11 protein-coding genes and 1 tRNA gene are annotated in these 17,268 nt (G+C 74.8%); 7 read left to right on the top strand and 5 right to left on the bottom strand.

The annotated features are described in order from the left end of the window. The first annotated feature begins 171 nt into the window (after positions 1–171). From LQU92_RS06550 to LQU92_RS06560, 3 genes are all read left to right on the top strand, one after another. Positions 172–1,512 (top strand): ScyD/ScyE family protein, encoded by a 1,341-nt coding sequence (locus tag LQU92_RS06550; protein ID WP_230779111.1) that lies wholly within the window; start codon positions 172–174, stop codon positions 1,510–1,512. 171 nt (positions 1,513–1,683) lie between these two features. Beyond that, positions 1,684–2,730: a hypothetical protein gene (locus LQU92_RS06555; RefSeq protein WP_230779114.1), complete on the top strand. Its 1,047-nt coding sequence runs from the start codon at positions 1,684–1,686 to the stop codon at positions 2,728–2,730. A 133-nt stretch (positions 2,731–2,863) separates the two neighbouring features. Then, the gene (locus LQU92_RS06560; protein ID WP_374229653.1) at positions 2,864–4,903 is read left to right on the top strand and encodes a BCCT family transporter; all 2,040 of its coding nucleotides are present in this window, start codon (positions 2,864–2,866) and stop codon (positions 4,901–4,903) included. A 527-nt stretch (positions 4,904–5,430) separates the two neighbouring features. Here the strand turns inward: LQU92_RS06560 and LQU92_RS06565 are convergent. From LQU92_RS06565 to LQU92_RS06575, 3 genes are all read right to left on the bottom strand, one after another. Continuing rightward, positions 5,431–6,705, bottom strand: coding sequence for an aminoglycoside phosphotransferase family protein (locus LQU92_RS06565; protein ID WP_230779117.1), 1,275 nt, complete (start codon positions 6,703–6,705; stop codon positions 5,431–5,433). Beyond that, positions 6,702–7,430, bottom strand: coding sequence for a hypothetical protein (locus tag LQU92_RS06570; protein WP_230779120.1), 729 nt, complete (start codon positions 7,428–7,430; stop codon positions 6,702–6,704). Before LQU92_RS06570 ends, LQU92_RS06565 begins: the two co-directional genes overlap by 4 nt. A 211-nt stretch (positions 7,431–7,641) precedes the next feature. After that, positions 7,642–9,489 carry an ABC-F family ATP-binding cassette domain-containing protein gene (locus tag LQU92_RS06575; protein WP_230779123.1) on the bottom strand — a complete coding sequence of 616 codons (1,848 nt, stop codon included), beginning with the start codon at positions 9,487–9,489 and terminating at the stop codon, positions 7,642–7,644. 872 nt (positions 9,490–10,361) lie between these two features. Here LQU92_RS06575 and LQU92_RS06580 point away from each other — a divergent pair. The 4 genes from LQU92_RS06580 (at position 10,362) to LQU92_RS06595 (ending at position 13,877) form a co-directional block, all read left to right on the top strand. Continuing rightward, positions 10,362–11,129, top strand: a complete 768-nt coding sequence (locus LQU92_RS06580; protein ID WP_230779126.1) for a hypothetical protein — start codon at positions 10,362–10,364, stop codon at positions 11,127–11,129. A 62-nt stretch (positions 11,130–11,191) separates the two neighbouring features. After that, positions 11,192–11,264 (top strand) — tRNA-Gln (locus LQU92_RS06585). An 88-nt stretch (positions 11,265–11,352) separates the two neighbouring features. Further along, positions 11,353–12,900 (top strand): bifunctional UDP-N-acetylglucosamine diphosphorylase/glucosamine-1-phosphate N-acetyltransferase GlmU, encoded by a 1,548-nt coding sequence (gene glmU / locus LQU92_RS06590; RefSeq protein WP_058859796.1) that lies wholly within the window; start codon positions 11,353–11,355, stop codon positions 12,898–12,900. Continuing rightward, complete coding sequence (locus LQU92_RS06595) at positions 12,897–13,877, top strand: ribose-phosphate diphosphokinase (RefSeq protein ID WP_230779129.1); 981 nt, start codon at positions 12,897–12,899, stop codon at positions 13,875–13,877. The genes glmU and LQU92_RS06595 overlap by 4 nt, the downstream gene beginning before the upstream one ends. 149 nt (positions 13,878–14,026) lie before the next feature. Here LQU92_RS06595 and LQU92_RS06600 read toward each other — a convergent pair whose 3' ends face one another. Then, entirely contained in the window at positions 14,027–15,190 is a 1,164-nt protein-coding gene (locus tag LQU92_RS06600) for a CAP domain-containing protein (RefSeq protein WP_101852773.1), read from the bottom strand. Continuing rightward, positions 15,187–17,103 carry a GH25 family lysozyme gene (locus LQU92_RS06605; protein ID WP_308071593.1) on the bottom strand — a complete coding sequence of 639 codons (1,917 nt, stop codon included), beginning with the start codon at positions 17,101–17,103 and terminating at the stop codon, positions 15,187–15,189. Before LQU92_RS06605 ends, LQU92_RS06600 begins: the two co-directional genes overlap by 4 nt. Positions 17,104–17,268 lie beyond the last annotated feature (165 nt).

The raw sequence follows: 17,268 nt of genomic DNA on the forward strand, positions 1-17,268 counted from the left end.
CGCCCCGGACCGCGTGCGGGGCGCTCCCGTGACCGCCGCCGGCCGGCAACCGACGAGTAGGTCGCGAGCCGGTCACGGTTCGCGTCCGCCCAGGTGAGGGCCCGCCACCCCGGGCGTAGCCTGGGCCCGTCGCGCGGCGGGCGCGCGGCACGGGTGGCGGAGGTGGGGGCCATGAGAAGACTGGGGACGGGCGCGCTGGCGGCCGCGGTGGTGCTGTCGGCGGCGCTGCCGCCGACCGTCGCGCACGGGCGCGGGGAGGCCCCGGGCCACCGCGTCGTCGTGGACGGCCTGGACAACCCGCGGCAGCTGAACTGGACGAACGACGGGGCGGACCTGCTCGTCGCCGAGGCCGGGCGCGGGGGCCCGGAGTGCTCGCCGGACGGGTCCTGCGCGGGACCCAGCGGGGCGGTGACGCTCGTGGAGCGCCCGGGCAGCCGGTCGCCCGAGGTCTCGACCCCCGTCGAGGGGCTGCTGAGCATCGCCACCGCCCCGGGCGGCGTCGCGGCCTTGGGCGTCAACGGCGTGGACACCACCGACGTGCCCGGCCAGTACCTCGTGGCCGGCTACGACCCGGCCGGCCCGCCCATGGCCAACGGGTCGCTGCTCGTGGCGGTGCAGGAGGCCTCGGACGTCACCTCCGTGCTGGCGTGGGCGGACCTGCAGGCCGCGGAGGAGGAGCTCAACCCGGACGGGGCGCAGGTCCACTCCAACCCCTACGCCGTGCTCTACGTCGACGAGGACCCCGGGGGCGCCCCCGACGGCTACGCCCTCGTGGCCGACGCCGGGGCGAACACCGTGTGGAAGGTCGTCCCGGACTTCACCACGCAGACCGAGGAGCAGGCCCCCGAGCACGAGATCACCGCGTGGGCGACCTGGCCCACGACCGCCCTGCCCGACGGCACCGACGACCCCGCGGGGCCGGCGGAGTTCGTGCCCACGTCCCTGACCTCCGACGGCGACGGCAACGTCTACGTCGGCGGCCTCGGCTCCGAGCGGCCGGGGGCGGCCTCGGTCGTGAAGTTCGACGCCGACGGCACCGAGCTCGACCGCTGGGACGGCTTCACCGCCGTCACCGGTGTGGCCGTGGACGGCGAGCACCTCTACGTCTCCGAGCTGTTCGGCCCGACCCCGCCGGCGCTCGGCGGGGAGCCCGGCGCCGCGGAGGACGCCGCCGCGTCCGCGGACGGCCCCGAGGAGGCCGCGGACGGCGCCGCCGTCGAGGCGGCGGACCCCGGCGCGGAGGAGCCCGCGCAGGTCCCGGGCCGGGTGGTCGTGCTGCACACCGGCGACCCGGAGGGGGCGCGCTGGGGGGTCGACGTCCCGCTGCCGGCGGACCTCGCCACCGACGGCCGCCGCGTCTACGCCTCGGTCAACAGCCTCGCCCCGGCCGAGGGCATCCCGGCCGGGGCGCAGAACCCGTTCGGGGCCGTCGGCGGCGGCGCGGTGTGGGCCCTGGACTTCTCGCAGGCCCGGCGGGTCGAGCCCGTCGCAACGGCCGGCCCGGGACGGTGACGCGCCCCGGCGGCTAGGGTGAGGGGCGCCGGCCGGTCCGCGGCCGGCGCCCCGCCGCGGGCTCCCGAGCCGACCAGGAGGCAGCGCGATGACCGTCCGGGCCGTGACCGCCGACCCCCGCCGCCCCGCATGAGCCACCGGCCGGGCCCGGAGGCGCGCACGGTCGGGATCATGGCCGACCCCGGACTGCCCGAGAAGGTCGCCCGCTCGGTGGTCCGCGGCCTCGAGGAGGACCTGCGCCGGGGCGGGGACGGGCGCCCCGGCGGCTGGGCGGTGGAGGTCAGCCGGGAGACGCTCCCGCTGACCGGCGAGGGCACCATCCCCCTGTTCGACCACGCCCCGCGGCTGCTCGAGGAGCACGGCTGGGACGTCGTGGTCTACCTGACCGACCTCCCGCGCGTGCACGAGGACGAGCCGCTGCTGCTCGAGGTGGGCCTCGAGCAGCGGGCCGCCCTCGTGTGCCTGCCCGCGATGGGCGCCGACCTCTTCCGCCGCAAGATGCGCCGGCTCACGGGCGTGCTCGTGGACGCCGTCGCCGCCGCGGATGCCCGGCGGCCCACCGGGGCCGAGCTGCGCCGGGCCCTGGGCCGCCGCACCGTGCGGCGCACGGGCCCCGGGGACGGCGACGGCGTCGTGCGCGCCGTGCTGCCCGGGGCGCTGAACCGGCTGCGGCTGCTGGCCGGGATGGTGCACAGCAACCGGCCCGGGCGCCTCGTGCGGGCCCTGTCCAGCTGCGTGGCCGCCGCCACGGCCACCGGCGCCTTCGGCATCTTCTACGCCTCCATCTGGAACCTCTCCGACGGCCTGTCCCCGCTGCGCCTGCTGGGCATCAGCGCCATGGTGGTCGCGGCGCTGAGCACGTGGCTGATCGTGCACAACGGCCTGTGGAACCGCCTGCACGGGTCCTCCCGGCCGTGGCGGGCGGGCCTGGACAACGCCTCCACCGTGCTGACCGTGGGCCTGAGCGTGGCCCTGATGTACCTGCTCCTGTGGGCGGTGCTGCTCGTGATCGCGCTCGCGGTCGTGGACGCCGACTACCTCGCCGGGCAGCTCGGGCACGGGATCAACCTCTTCGACTACGGCCACCTCACCTGGCTGGCCGCCTCGCTGGGGACGATGGCCGGGGCGCTGGGCTCGAACTTCGACGACGACGAGGCCATCCGGGAGGCGACCTACAGCAAGCGCGAGCACCAGCGCCGCCTGCTCGCCGACGACTGACCGGGGTCCGGCCGGGCACCCTGCCACGGGGCGGCGGGCCGCGCGCCCGTCCGGGCCGGAATGCGCATCCGGGGCCGTCTCGGTCACACTGGGTGGTCTGTGCCACTTCCTGTTCCCGACCCCGAGGAGTCCCGTGACACCGCCCGAGAACGAGCACGAGAGCACCGCACGCCCCGGCGAGGACGGCCGCCGGCCGGCCCCGGCCGGCGGCGCGAGCCCCGCTGCGCCCGAGCCCCGGCACCGGCTGCAGGAGCGCGTGCGCGCCGGCCGGCGCTTCATCCGCGAGGTCTCCTACCCCCACGACATCCACCCCGCGCTCGTGCCCGGCGTCTCGATCGAGGACCAGCGGGTGCGCTACGGGCTGGACCGCCCGATCCTGCTCAGCGTCGGCACGGCGGTCATCGCCTTCGTGGTCTGGGGGGTCCTGCGGCCGCAGGCCGTCCTGGAGCTCTCCTCCGCGGCCCTGACCTGGGTGACGCAGAACCTGGGCTGGCTGTTCACCTCCCTGGCCGCGGGCCTCGCGGTGCTCCTGCTCGTGCTCGCGCTCTCCCGCTACGGGAAGATCCCCCTGGGCCTGGACGGCGAGAAGCCGGAGTACTCCACGGCCTCCTGGGCGGCCATGCTCTTCGCGGCCGGCATCGGGATCGGGATCATCTTCTTCGGCCCGTTCGAGCCGATGACCTACTACCTCAGCCCCCGGCCGGGCACCGTGGACCCCGCCACCGACGAGGCCGTCACCGCCGCCATGGCCCAGGCCGCCCTGCACTGGGGCGTCAACGCGTGGGCGATCTACGCGGTCGTGGGCCTGGCCGTCGGCTACGTCTCCTTCCGGCGCGGGCGGGTGCCCCTGATGAGCTCCATCCTCACCCCGTTGTTCCCGGGGATGACGAGCAAGAGCGCCGGCGCCCGCCTCATCGACGGCCTGGCCATCGTGGCCACCCTGTTCGGCACCGCGGCGAGCCTGGGCATCGGCGCCATGCAGATCGCCCGCGGCACGGAGATCGTCACCGGCCTGGGCCCCACCGGCAACGCCATGGCCATCGGCATCATCGCGGTGCTGACCGTCGCCACGATCGTCTCGGCGGTCTCGGGCGTGGGCCGGGGCATCCGGATGCTCTCCAACGTGAACATGGTGCTCTCGGTGGGCCTGGCCCTGTTCTTCTTCGTCGTCGGCCCCACCGCGTTCCTGCTCAACGTCATCCCCGGCGTGCTGCTGGAGTACGTCGGGACCCTGCCGGACGCCCTGGCCGCGAACATGTCCGAGGGCGAGGCCATGCAGTCCTTCCTGTCCTCGTGGACCATCTTCTACTGGGCCTGGTGGGTGAGCTGGGCGCCGTTCGTGGGCATCTTCGTCGCCAAGATCTCCCGCGGGCGCACCATCCGCCAGTTCGTGCTCGGTGTGCTGTTCATCCCCTCCACGATCATCGTGCTCGCCTTCACCGTGCTCGGCGGCACCGCGATCTGGCTCCAGCGCGAGAACGGCGCCGTGGCCCCCGACGGCACGACGGCGTCGCTGCCCTCGCCCGAGGAGATCTTCTTCGTGGTCCTGGACATGCTCCCGGGCGCGCAGCTCGTGGCGCCGCTGGTGATCCTGATGCTGGGGATCTTCTTCGTCACCACCGCGGACTCGGCCTCGCTGGTCAACTCCCAGCTCTCCCAGGGCGGGCGCCCGGACCCGCGCCGGCGCGTCACCGCGTTCTGGGCCGTGTGCATGGCCGGGATCGCCGTGGTCATGCTGCTCACCGGCGGGGCGAGCGCGCTGCAGGGCCTGCAGAACCTCATCGTCGTCACTGCCCTGCCGTTCTCGGTGATCATCGTGCTCATGTGCCTGGCCCTGTACAAGGAGCTGCGCAACGACCCGCAGGCGATCCGCCACCGGTTCGAGCGCTCCGCCGTGGAGAAGGCCGTGCGCTACGGCGTGACCGAGCACGGGGACAACTTCGCCCTGGCGGTGACCCCCACCGAGGCCACCAGCGAGTACGCCACCGGCCACGGCTTCGACTCCACGGCCGACGAGGTCACCGGCTGGTACGTCCGCCGCGACGAGGAGGGCAACCCCGTGGCCTACGACTACGGGACGGGGGAGTACCTCGACGACGACGCCGCCGGGCCCGAGCCGGCCCTCGCCCCGGAGGAGGCGGCGCAGCCGGCGGCGGCGCGCCGCGACCCCTGACCATGGTGCCCTGACCCGGGTGCCCCGGCCCGGGCGCCCCGGCGCGGGAGCCCCGATCCGGGTGCACGGCACCGGTCGCCGGGTCCTGCGGGGCCGGCCCGGGGACCGCGGCAGTCGTCCGGCCCGACGCGGGCGGGCGACCGTGCGGTCCTCCGCGGACAGGCGGCCGCCCCGGACCCGCCGGGGGACGGGCGGGTTCCGGGGCGGCCGCGCCGCAGCGCCGGGGGTCGTGAGCGGCTGCGGTGCGAGGACCCGGGGTGGTCCTCTCGGATCACGCTACGCCGCGCTGCGCGAACCGGCTACGGCTGGGGCATCACCGATCAGCCACGGATCGGCAACGCCGCGCTGGGTGCGACCTGGGCGTCCGCCCAGGTCAGGGCGGGTGCGCCCGCTCCGCGGCACGGTGCCGCCGGCCGAGGGTCCCGGCGGTTCCCGCGCCGGCGAGGCCCGCGGCACCCGGCGCGGCCGGTGCCGCCGGGCAGCCGGTTCCTCGGCCTGGGCCGCGGCGTCCCGGGCCGGGTCCGGGCTCACCCGGCGCGGGACAGGAACTGCTCGGCGAGCTCGAGCCGGCGCAGGGCCCGGTCGGGCGGGCCGCCGGTGCGCCGGGCCCCGGCCACGAGGGAGAGCACGACGCCGGCGGAGCGCACCCGCAGCGCCGCCGGGTCGACGGCCGCGTCGAAGCCCGCGAGGAACCGCTCCGCCGCGGCGGGGGCGTGCCGGTAGCGCCGGTCGACCGTCGGCAGCACGGCGAGGTGGGCCACGAAGCACCCGAGGTCGTCCGCGCGCCGGCCCGGACCCGCGGCGTCGACGTCGAGCAGGCCCGTCAGGGGGCCGAACGGGCCCCGGACGGCCGGGTCCACGAGCAGGTTCGCCTCGTAGAGGTCCCCGTGGGTGGGCACGAGCGGGCCGGGGTCGGTGGCCCGGCGGGCGGAGTCTACGGCGTGCGCCAGGTCCCGGACGCGGGCGGCCTCCTCGGGCAGGGCCACCGCCGCGGCACGGCCGTGGTCGAGGACCCGGTCGGTCCAGGACGGGCGAGCGGGCAGCTCGAGGACCGCCGGGGGCAGCGCCCCGAGCAGCGCGAGCACGTGCTCCGGGGCCAGGGCGGCCGCGCCGTCGGCCCGCACCGCGGCCGCCAGGGGCGTGCCGGCCAGGGCGTGCAGCACCACCACGTCGTCCACCGGCTCCCCGTCCGGGGCGGGCACGGGCAGCCCGGCGTCGCGCAGCAGCCGGTGCCGGCCGTGCAGGGCCGCCGCCCGGCCGCGGCGCAGGACCTTCAGGAACCGCACGTCGCCCTCGTGCACGGCCCGCAGCACCGCCCGGCGGGTGGGCCGGTAGGACTGCGGCACCAGGGCCGCGGGCACCGCCGAGCCGAAGACCTCCCGCCCGACCGCCTCCGGGGACGAGGCCAGGGGCAGGCCGGGCAGCCACGGGTCGTGCGGCAGCCACCACGTGATCAGCCCGAGGTCGTCGTGGTCGGCGCGCCGCACGGTCGCCGGCCACGGCGTCGGCGGCGCGGCGGTGCTCAGGCACAGCGTGCCGCCCGGCCGGCCGGCGCGGGCCGCGACGTCCACGACCGCGGTGACGCTCGCCCCGGGGCGGTGGTGCACCCGCCGCAGGGTCCAGCGGTCCGGGCCGGCGCCGGAGGGCTCCCCGGCGGGCCCGGAGTGCTCCCCGCCGCGCCCGGCGTCGTCGTTGCCGCTGTCGTGGCCGCGGAGCACACCGGCGACGAGCGCGTCCAGGCCGGGACCCGTGAAGAGCGCGACGGCCGCGGCCTCGGCGTCCGGGGACCCCGGCCCCCTCACCGGGCGATCCAGCCGTCCACCAGCGTGAAGGAGATGGTGGAGGCGGTCAGCGGGCCCGGCTGGTCGGCGGTGCCCGCGGAGAGGGAGTACCGGCCGTCCGGCAGGTCGCGGACCACGGTCACGGGCAGGTGGTCGGTGTTCAGCCGCACCGGGACGGCCCCCTGGTGCAGGGACCAGTGCACCCGGTCGGCCCGGTCCGCGGGCACGACGACGCGCACCGCCCCCGGCCCGGCCTGCCACAGCCCGACCTCCTGGCCGCGGGGGGCGGAGATCTGCTCGACGTCGACCAGCCGCCCGTCCTCGACCACGGCGAGCGCCCGGCCGATGCCCAGGATCGTCCAGTCGGCCGTGTCCGTGTCCAGGTAGCGCAGGTCGTGGACGCCGTCGCCCTCGACCGGGACCGTGGTCGTGGTCCCGGAGGTCTGCACGGTCGCGTTCCCGCCGCCGGGCAGGGAGCGGCCCACCTCCTGCTTCGACGCGGGGCCCAGGCCGTCCGGGTGGGTGACCACGAGCGACCCGTCGGCGGCCTGGGTCACCCCCAGGGGCAGGTCCACCGCCTCGACGACCACCACGCCCTCGGGCGCGGGCGGGGCGGCGGGAGCGGCCGGTGCCGGGGCCGGGGCCGACGGTGCGGGAGCGCCGGCGAGGACGGGGGCCCCGAGCGGGGCGGCCACGAGGACGGCGGCGCTGAGGGCCGAGAGCACGGAGCGGGAGCGGGGGACCACGGTTGCCTCCTCAACGGGCCCCGGGGGAGGGCCGGCAGACGTCGGTCCCTCCATGGTGAACCCGCGTTCGCGGAAGGGAAGACACGATCCGGTCACGAATGCGGCGTCCCCGGGGCCGGGGAAGTGCTCGACGACCCGGCCCGCGGCGTCCCCTCCGGCATCCACCACGCTCCGCCCGGGCCCGCGACGGCCGGCGCGGGCGGCCGTCCGCCTACTGGCCCAGGTCCTCGGAGAGCTCCAGCCAGCGCAGCTCCAGTTCCTCGATCTCCGCCTCGACCTCCCGCAGCCGCGCGGTGATCGCCGCGAGCCCCTCGTAGTCGGACTGGTCGTGGGCCGCGAGTTCGGCGTGGATCTGCTCGACCCGCCCGGTGAGCTTCTCCAGCTTGCGCTCGGTCGCCCCGACCTCCTTCTGCGCCGCACGGGCCCGGGCGCCGGTCAGCTTCGGCGCGACCGCCGTCGTCGTCCCCCTGCCCCCGGCGGCCGGACCGGTCGCGGCCAGCGGGTTCGAGGCGGAGGAGGCGCCCGCCGCCGTGCCGGTGCGCGAGCGCGCGGCGAGGTCCAGGTACTGGTCCACGCCGCCGGGCAGGTGCCGGAAGCGGCCGTCGATCACCGCGTACTGCTGGTCGGTGACGCGCTCCAGGAGGTAGCGGTCGTGGGAGACCACGAGCAGCGTCCCGGGCCAGGTGTCGAGCAGGTCCTCCATGGCCGCGAGCATGTCGGTGTCCAGGTCGTTGGAGGGCTCGTCGAGGATGAGCACGTTCGGCTCGTCCAGCAGGATCAGCAGCAGCTGCAGCCGTCGCTTCTGCCCGCCCGAGAGGTCCTTGACCGGGGTGGACAGCTGCGCGTTCGTGAAGCCCAGCCGCTCGAGCAGCTGGCCCGGCGTCATCTCCTTGCCGTCGGCCAGGTAGGTCGTGCGCTTGGAGGCCACCACGTCCGAGACCCGGTCCTCCGCGACGTCCTCCAGCTCCGAGAGCTGCTGGGTGAGCACGGCGATCCTCACCGTCTTCCCGCGCTTGACCCGCCCGCTCGTGGGCTGCACGGCACCCGTGACCAGGCCCAGCAGCGTGGACTTGCCCGCGCCGTTGACCCCCAGGATGCCGGTGCGCTCGCCCGGGGCGATCAGCCACGTGACGTCGTGGAGGACCTCGCGGGTCCCGCCGTCCTCGGTCGGGTAGGACACCGAGACGTTCTCCAGGTCCACCACGTCCTTGCCCAGCCGTGTCACCGCCAGCTGCGACAGCGCCACGGAGTCGCGCGGCGGCGGGACGTCGTCGATGAGCTGGTTGGCCGCCTCGATCCGGAACTTCGGCTTCGACGTGCGCGCCGGCGCACCCCGGCGCAGCCACGCCAGCTCCTTCTTCATGAGGTTCTGCCGCTTGGACTCGGCCACCGCCGCCTGCCGGTCGCGCTCGACCCGCTGCAGCACGTACGCCGCGTAGCCGCCCTCGAAGGGCTCCACGATCCGGTCGTGGACCTCCCACGTGTCGGTGCACACCGCGTCCAGGAACCAGCGGTCGTGGGTGACCACCGCCAGCCCGCCCTGGGTGCGCGGCCACCGGTTGTCCAGGTGCCGGGCCAGCCACGTGATGCCGTCGACGTCCAGGTGGTTGGTCGGCTCGTCCAGGAAGATCACGTCCCAGTCCCCGGCCAGCAGCGCCGCCAGCGCCACGCGCCGCTTCTGCCCGCCCGAGAGCTCGCCGACCCTCGCGTCCCAGTCGAGGTCCTTGACCAGTCCGCCGATGACGTCGCGCACCTTCGCGTCGCCCGCCCACTCGTGCTCCGGCCGGTCCCCGACGACGGCGTGCCCCACCGTCTGCTCCGGGTCCAGCACGTCGGCCTGGTCGAGCATGCCCACCCGCACCCCGGAGCGCACGGTCACGCGGCCCCCGTCCGGCTCGAGCCGGCCGGCCAGCAGCTTCATGAGCGTGGACTTGCCGTCGCCGTTGCGGCCCACAATGCCGATCCGGTCGCCCTCGTCGATGCCGAGGCTCACGCCGTCGAAGACCGTCTTCGTGGGGAATTCCAGGTGCAGGTTCTCGCCGCCGAGTAGATGTGCCACCCGTCAAGGGTACTCGCGCCCCGCCCGCCCCGGCCCCGCTTGGCCCATGCCCCGCCCGCCCCGGCCCCTCGCCCGGCCCGGCACCGCCGAGTCCCCACCGCGCCGCCGCTTCTGCCGCCGAGTCCCCACTGATCGAGCGCTGTGGTCGTCGAGTCCCCTCGATCGCGGCATTTCCCCCATTGCCTGACGGGGGAAATGCCGCGACAAAGGGGGCTCGGCGACAGGTAGGAGGGTGCGCTGTGGATGCACTGCGGTTCGGGCTTCGACGGTCAGGCGGATCGGCCTCTCGAGGTGCGCCAATGCAGGAACGGCCTGATCAACGGTTCCTGCGGCTCGAAACCCCCGACGTCCCCAGCCGAGCGTCGAGTCCCCAAGCGAGTGTCCCATCCCCGCCGAGTCCCCTCGATCGCGGCATTTCCCCCGTCGGGCAACGGGGGAAATGCCGCGAGCGAGGGGACTCGGCGAGCCGAGCGTGACTTGGGTGGGGACTCGGCGAGGGAGGGTGTCGATGTGGTGGGGAGTCGGCTGGCGTACTGGGGACTCGGCGGCGTGGGTGTGGCTCGAGTGGGGGCTCGGCGCGGTGAGTAATCGGTGTGGTGGGAAGTCGGCCCGGTGAATGTCGGTGGGGTGGGGGCTCGGCGCGAGGGGTGCTGGTCGGGTGGGGACTCGGCGGGGGAGGGGTGCTGGTCGGGTGGGGACTCGGCGGGGGAGGGGTGCTGGTGGGGTGGGGAGTCGGCCGGGCCGGAGGGGGACTGCCGGAGGGGCGAGAGGGCGCACCAGGGGCGCCGGAGCGCACAAGAGGGGACGGTCCCAGGGGTGTGCCATCGGGAATCTCTCAGCCGGGACTCAATCGGCCGTGGGAGGATTGCGGCATGCAGGACAACCCCAGCGACCGGACCCGACCGTCCCGGCAGCAGCGCGCCCACGGCGTGAGCCTGGACGGCGTGCACGAGCTCGCCGCCGCCGTCGAGACCGTGCGGGAGCACCCCGGCCCGGTGGAGCTGCCGGTGGGCCCGGACCAGCTCGCCGGCCGCCACCTCGGGGCGCTGCCCCGCCGCCAGATGGGGGAGGCCCTGCGGGAGGCCGGTGCGGACCCGCTCCTGGTGCGCGCGACCGTCTCGCTGGACGACGACATCCCGGACGAGGGCGTCATCGCCGTGCTGGACGACCACCTGAGCCTCGCGGCGGGCCTGGGCGCCCGGTTCCTGGTGGTCCCGCGGGCCGGGGTGGACAACCGGGGCCGCAGCGAGGAGCGCGTGTACTCGATGCTGGCGGCCCTCGCCGAGGCGGCCTCCGCCCACGGCGTGCACCTGCTCCTGGAGACCGAGGGCGCCACCGAGGACGAGCTGGACCTGCTGGGCGCGCTGGAGCGGGCCCGGGAGGAGGGCGTGCTCGACGTCGACGACCGCTACGTGGCCTCGGTGGCCTGGAACGTCGGCGGATCCACCGGCGCGGGCGAGGACCTGGCCGCGGCGTTCCAGCGGATGCGCCCCCTCCTGGACCGGGCGCCGCTGGTGCTGCGGGGCCTGGACGAGGCGACCCTGGAGGCGCTGTTCGCGGCCGTCCCGGACCTCGAGGAGGCCGCCGCGCAGCGCCGCGTGCTGGTGCTCCTGGACGGCCCCGGCCCGGCGGCCGGCTGAACCGCCGGTGGTAGGGTGGGCGACTGTGCACAGCGTGCACCACTGCCGTTCCACGGCGGTGCTCCGCCTTGGTGTAACTGGCAGCACCCCGGCCTTTGGAGCCGCGGAGTCTAGGTTCGAACCCTAGAGGCGGAACGTCCGCGTCCCGTCCGAGGAGCGGACCCCGTGTCGGACCGGCGCACCGCGCCGGGACGTGACGACGACCGAGGAGCAGCATCGCGCCGTGAGCACCCCTGAGACCACCCCCGAGCGCGCCGGCACGGCGGGCGGCCCCGCTGCCGTCGTCGTCCTGGCCGCCGGCAAGGGCACGAGGATGAAGTCCAAGACCCCCAAGATCCTGCACCGGATCGGGGGTCGTTCCATGATCGGGCACGCGCTCGTCGCGGCCCGCAGCCTGCACCCGCAGCGGCTCGCGGCGGTCGTGCGCTTCGAGCGCGACCAGGTCGTCCCGCACGTGCTGGAGCAGGACCCGGAGGCGCTGATCGTGGACCAGGACGAGGTCCCCGGCACGGGCCGGGCCGTCCAGGTCGCGGTGGAGGCCCTCGACGCGCAGCAGCGGCTGGCCGGGACCGTGGTGGTCACCTACGGCGACGTCCCGCTGCTGACCCCCGCCGTGCTGGCCCGGCTGGTGGACCGCCACGAGCAGCGGGGCAACGGGGTGACCGTGCTGACCGCCGACCACGAGGCCCCGGGCGGCTACGGCCGGGTGCTGCGCGACGCGGACGGGTCCTTCCGGGAGATCAAGGAGGCCAAGGACGCCACCCCGGAGGAGCTGGCCGTCACCGAGATCAACTCCGGGATCTTCGCCTTCGACGCCGACGTCCTGCGCACCGCCCTCGCGGAGGTCACCTCGGACAACGCCCAGGGCGAGATGTACCTCACCGACGTCCCGCTGCTGGCCCGGCGGGCCGGCCACGCCGTGGACGCGCTGCGGATCGAGGACCGCTGGGAGGTCGAGGGCGCCAACGACCGCGTGCAGCTGGCTCAGCTCGGCGCGCACCTCAACCGCCGGGTGCTCGAGGAGCACATGCGCAACGGCGTGACGATCGTGGACCCGGCGACCACCTGGATCGACGTGCAGGTGCGCCTGGCCGCGGACGTCACGGTCCTGCCCGGCACGCAGCTGCACGGCGGCACCCGCGTGGCCGAGGACGCCGTGGTCGGCCCCGACACCACCCTCACCGACGTCGAGGTCGGCCCCGGCGCCCACGTGGTGCGCACCCACGGGTCCGGCTCGGTGATCGGCCCGGGCGCGTCCGTGGGCCCGTTCGCCTACCTGCGCCCCGGCACGGTCCTGGGCACCGGGGGCAAGATCGGCACGTTCGTGGAGACCAAGAACTCCCGCATCGGCGACGGCTCGAAGGTCCCGCACCTGTCCTACGTGGGGGACGCGACGATCGGGGAGCACTCCAACATCGGCGCGGCCTCGGTGTTCGTCAACTACGACGGCGTGCGCAAGCACCGCACCGTCATCGGCGACCACGTGCGCATGGGCTCCGACAACATGTACGTCGCCCCCGTCACCGTGGGGGACGGCGCCTACTCCGGCGCCGGCACCACGATCCGCAAGGACGTCCCCGCGGGGGCGCTGGCCCTGACCGAGGGCGCCCAGCGGATCGTGGAGAACTGGGTCGTGGACCACCGCCCGGGCAGCGCGGCGGCCGAGGCCGCCCTGCGGTCCCGCGGCGGGGACGACGACGGCGCGGCCGGCACCACCGGCCCCGGCACGGGAACCACCGAGGACACCACCGAGGAAAGCGAGAACAGATGACCGGCATCACCAACCCGGGGGCGAAGCGGATGGTCCTCCTGTCGGGGCGGGCCCACCCGCAGCTGGCGGAGAACATCGCCGCGGAGCTCGGCACGGAGCTCGTTCCCACCGACGCGTACGACTTCGCCAACGGCGAGACCTACGTGCGCTTCGGCGACTCGGTGCGCGGCGCGGACGCCTTCCTGATCCAGTCCCACCCGGCGCCGATCAACCAGTGGATCATGGAGCAGCTGATCATGATCGACTCGCTCAAGCGCGCCTCGGCGAAGTCGATCACGGTGGTCTCGCCCTTCTACCCCTACGCCCGCCAGGACAAGAAGCACCGGGGCCGCGAGCCCATCTCGGCCCGCCTGATCTCGGACCTGTACACGACCGCCGGCGCGGACCGGCTGATGTCGGTGGACCTGCACACGGCGCAGATCCAGGGCTTCTTCGACGGCCCGGTGGACCACCTGATGGCCATCCCGCTGCTGGCCGGGCACGTGCGCTCCGTCGTCGACCTCGACAACGTCACGGTGGTCTCCCCGGACACCGGGCGCGTGCGCGTGGCCGAGCAGTGGACGGAGCTGCTCGGCGGGTGCCCGCTGGCGTTCGTGCACAAGACCCGCGACATCACCCGCCCGAACCAGGCGACCTCGAAGGAGGTCGTGGGCCAGATCGAGGGCCGCACCTGCGTGCTCATCGACGACATGATCGACACCGGCGGGACGATCTCCGGCGCCGTGCAGGTGCTCAAGGAGAAGGGCGCGAAGGACGTCATCATCGCCGCGACCCACGCGGTGTTCTCGCCCCCGGCCGTCGAGCGGCTCTCGACCTCCGGGGCCGTGGAGGTCGTGGTGACCGACACGCTGCCCGTGCCGGCCGAGCACCGCTTCGAGAACCTCACGGTCCTGTCGATCGCCCCGCTGATCGCCCGGGCGATCCAGGAGGTCTTCGAGGACGGCTCCGTCACGAGCCTGTTCGACGGCCGCTCCTGACCGGTCCGACGACGACGCGGCCCCTCACCGTTGCCGGTGAGGGGCCGCCGTCGTCCCGGGGCCGGCGCGCTGCCGCCGGCCCCGGTCCGGGAACGGGACAGCCCCCGGCCGCACGGAGCGGCCGGGGGCTGTCCCGGGCGGGGGAGTGGTCAGCGGGTGACCCACACCCGCTTCGTGACGGAGGACCAGTGCACGGTGTGGCCGTTGGAGAACCGCTGCTGCACCTCGGTGCCCCACCGGTACTCGTCGGTGACGGGGAAGCCGTAGCCGCGCTCGTAGCCGGCAGCCTTCCACTTCTGGCCGATGGCGCTGTTCTCCTTGACCGTCCGGGCGCCGTTGCCGGGGCTCCACAGCACCTTGTGCACGTTCGCACCGCTGCGGAAGACCTGGTAGGCGCCGCCGGCGATCCGGCGCTCGTCGGTGGTGGGGTAGCCGTAGCCGTACTCGTGGCCGGCGGCGGCGAAGCGCTGGCCGATGGCCCCGGTGAACTGCACGGGCCAGGCCCCGGTCGGGGCGGACCAGTAGAAGGTCGCCCCGCGGGAGAACTGCTGGTAGACGCCCCCGCCCACCAGCCCGCCGCGCTCGTTCATGGTGGGGGTGCCGAAGACCGCTGCGCCGCCCAGGGCCCGGTACTTGGTGCCGATCCCGCCGCGGACGTCGTAGCCGGTGGCCGCCCCGGGCTCGGGCGTGGGCGCCGGGGAGGGTGAGAGCGTCGAGCCCGGCGGGTTGCTCACGGTGGTGCGGGTGTCGGCGGGGGCCTGGCCCGCGGCGTAGCCGTAGGAGGTCACGGTGCCCACGAGCTTCCAGCCCTGCTTGTTGCCGGAGAGCTGGCCGTCGACGTAGGTCAGCCCGATGCCGATGACCTCCATGCGCGGGTCGGTGAGGACCTTGTTGTGGGCGGTGGAGCCCTTCCACCAGCTCATCAGCTCGTCGACCGTGCCCCGCCAGGAGACGGAGTGGATCTCGCCGGCGGCGTTCCAGGACCCGGCACGGGGATCCTTGAGGAACGTGTCGGTGTGGTCGATGACCTCGTCGCGGGTCAGCCGGTCGGACTGGCCCTGGGCGATGCCCGAGACGGTCGAGGAGTACTTCACCGGGGACAGGCCCTTGGCCTTGCGGTGGGCGTTGATCAGCTCCAGCAGCCGCTGGGCGTCGGTGGTGCGGGTGTTCGTGGTCACCGAGACGATGTCCTTCGCCGCGGCGGCCGCCGGGGCGGCGGTCAGCAGCGCGGTGGAGGGCAGGGCCAGGGTCAGGGCCGCCGCGGTGAGGGCGAGGCGTCCGGGGGTGCGGGTCACGTGCTTGCGGTGCTTCATCGGGTCACCCAGATCCTCTTGGTGGTCGTGGAGTAGTGGACGGTGAAGTTCTTCGAGAACTGCTGGCGGACCTCGGTCCCGTACCGGTACTCACCGGTGACGGGGTAGCCGTAGCCGCGCTCGTGGCCGGCCGCGCGCCACTCGGCGCCGATCGCGCTGTTCTCCTTCACGGGGTGGGCGCCGCTGCGGGCGCTCCAGAGCACCTTGTGGATGCTGTTGCCGCTGCGGAACATCTGGTACGCGCCGCCGTCGACCAGCCCGCCGCGCTCGTCGGTGGTGGGGTAGCCCAGGCCGCGCTCGAAGCCGGCGCGCTTCCAGGCCGAGCCGATGCCGCTGTTCTCCTTGACGGGGTAGGCGCCCGTGCCGGGGCTCCACAGGATCTTGTGCACGTTCGCGCCGCTGCGGAACACCTGGTAGGCGCCGCCGCCGACCAGCCCGCCGCGCTCCTGGGAGGACGGGTAGCCGAGGCCGTTCTCGTGGCGGTGGGCGGCGAACTTGCGCCCGATGGCGCCGTTGAAGTTCACCGGCCACGCCCCGGTCGGGGCGGACCAGTAGAAGGTGGAGTTCTTCGCGAAGCGCTGGTAGACGCCGCCGCCCACCAGCCCGCCGCGCTCGTTCATCACCGGGGCGCCGAAGACGGACGCGCCGCCGAGGGCGCGGTACTTCGAGCCGATCCCGCCCTTGACCGTGTAGCCGGAGGGGCTCACGGTCGTGGCGCCGGCCGGGGCCCTGCCGCCGAGGGGCTTGTGGTAGCGGTTGCGGGCGAGGTCGCCCAGCTGGGCCGCGGTGCCGCGGTAGACGTTGGCGTCGATCCGCTCGGCGAAGCCGGCGTCGGTGTACTGCCAGATGTCCCACGTGGTCCAGCCGCCCGGGTTCTGCGGCGCGGCGCCGTAGGAGGCGATGTGCAGCGGGTGGTCGTTGAACGCGGTGGAGTTGCCGGTGCAGTCGCGCCAGAAGTAGTAGTTCGTGTAGATCGCCGGCAGCCGCCCGGTGCGGGCCTTGTACCGGTCGGAGAAGTCGCGGATCCAGCCCACCATCTCGGCGGGGGAGAAGCCGTAGCACTGGTTGCCGTAGAGCGAGGGGTACGGGTTGTTCTCGATGTCGAGCAGCCCGGGCAGGGTCTTGCCGTCGGCGGACCAGCCGCCGCCGTTGTTCACGAAGTAGTCGGCCTGCTTCGCCCCCGAGGAGTCCCGGGTGGGGATGGCGAAGTGGTAGCCGCCCCGGTACATGCCCACCCGGCCCGCGCCGGCGTACTGCTCGCCGAAGATGCGGTTGGTGATGCTGTCGCCCTCGGAGGTCTTCACGTAGGCGAAGCGCGAGCCCTGGTTCCACAGGCTCGACCAGTTCACGGTCGGCTGCCAGTTCGAGACGTCGGTGCCCTTGATCCCCGCCGGGGCCGACGCGGCGGTGGCCAGCGAGGAGACCGCGGCCACGGGCTCCTCCGCCGCGGCGGCGGGATCCGCGCTCTCGGCGGCCCCCGCCTCCTCGGCGGCGGTGCCGGCGGCGCCTGTGGCGTCGTCGTCGGGGATGGTCCGTTCGCCGGTCCGGGGCTCGTCGTCGAGCTCGGCGGCGGTGCGGGCGGAGGCCTCGGCCAGGCGCTCGAAGTGCTCGGGGCTCTTGGCCCACTGGCCCATCACGGCGCCGCCGTCGAGGCCGTCGCCGGTGGGCCGGGTCCCGGCGGTGGCCGGGTCGGGGAGGACCGCCTCGCCGGTGGCGGCGTCCTCGGTGGTGGTGACGATCTGCCCGCCGGAGTCCACGACCTTGGAGACCAGGCCGCCGCGGCGGTCCTCGGAGAGGGTGACGGGTTCAGCGCCGGCGGCCCCGTCCGTGGCCGCGGCGGGTGCGAGGGAGCTGATGGCCAGCACGACTGCCGTCAGGGCAGCGGGCAGCGCCAGGTGGGGGGGTGCTTTCACGTGGGACGCCTAACTCAATGGGATCAGATAGGACGACTCGTGCAGGCCATGGGGGGAATGGGGGGAAGTTCCTTGGGAGCCACGGCAACTATAAATGTGCGTTTGCATCAACAAACGCATGCCATCGCATATTACGGGCGCGTAGAGCGCGCCCGCCGGGACGGG

The sequence above is a fragment of the Kocuria sp. LUK genome (assembly GCF_021012935.1).
GTDB classification, from domain to species: domain Bacteria; phylum Actinomycetota; class Actinomycetes; order Actinomycetales; family Micrococcaceae; genus Kocuria; species Kocuria flava.

Coding starts and splice junctions, on each gene's coding strand:
- LQU92_RS06550 (WP_230779111.1), top strand. CDS start 172: ATGAGAAGACTGGGGACGGGCGCGCTGGCGGCCGCGGTGGTGCTGTCG.
- LQU92_RS06580 (WP_230779126.1), top strand. CDS start 10,362: ATGCAGGACAACCCCAGCGACCGGACCCGACCGTCCCGGCAGCAGCGC.
- LQU92_RS06600 (WP_101852773.1), bottom strand. CDS start 15,190: ATGAAGCACCGCAAGCACGTGACCCGCACCCCCGGACGCCTCGCCCTC.
- LQU92_RS06595 (WP_230779129.1), top strand. CDS start 12,897: ATGACCGGCATCACCAACCCGGGGGCGAAGCGGATGGTCCTCCTGTCG.
- LQU92_RS06555 (WP_230779114.1), top strand. CDS start 1,684: ATGGCCGACCCCGGACTGCCCGAGAAGGTCGCCCGCTCGGTGGTCCGC.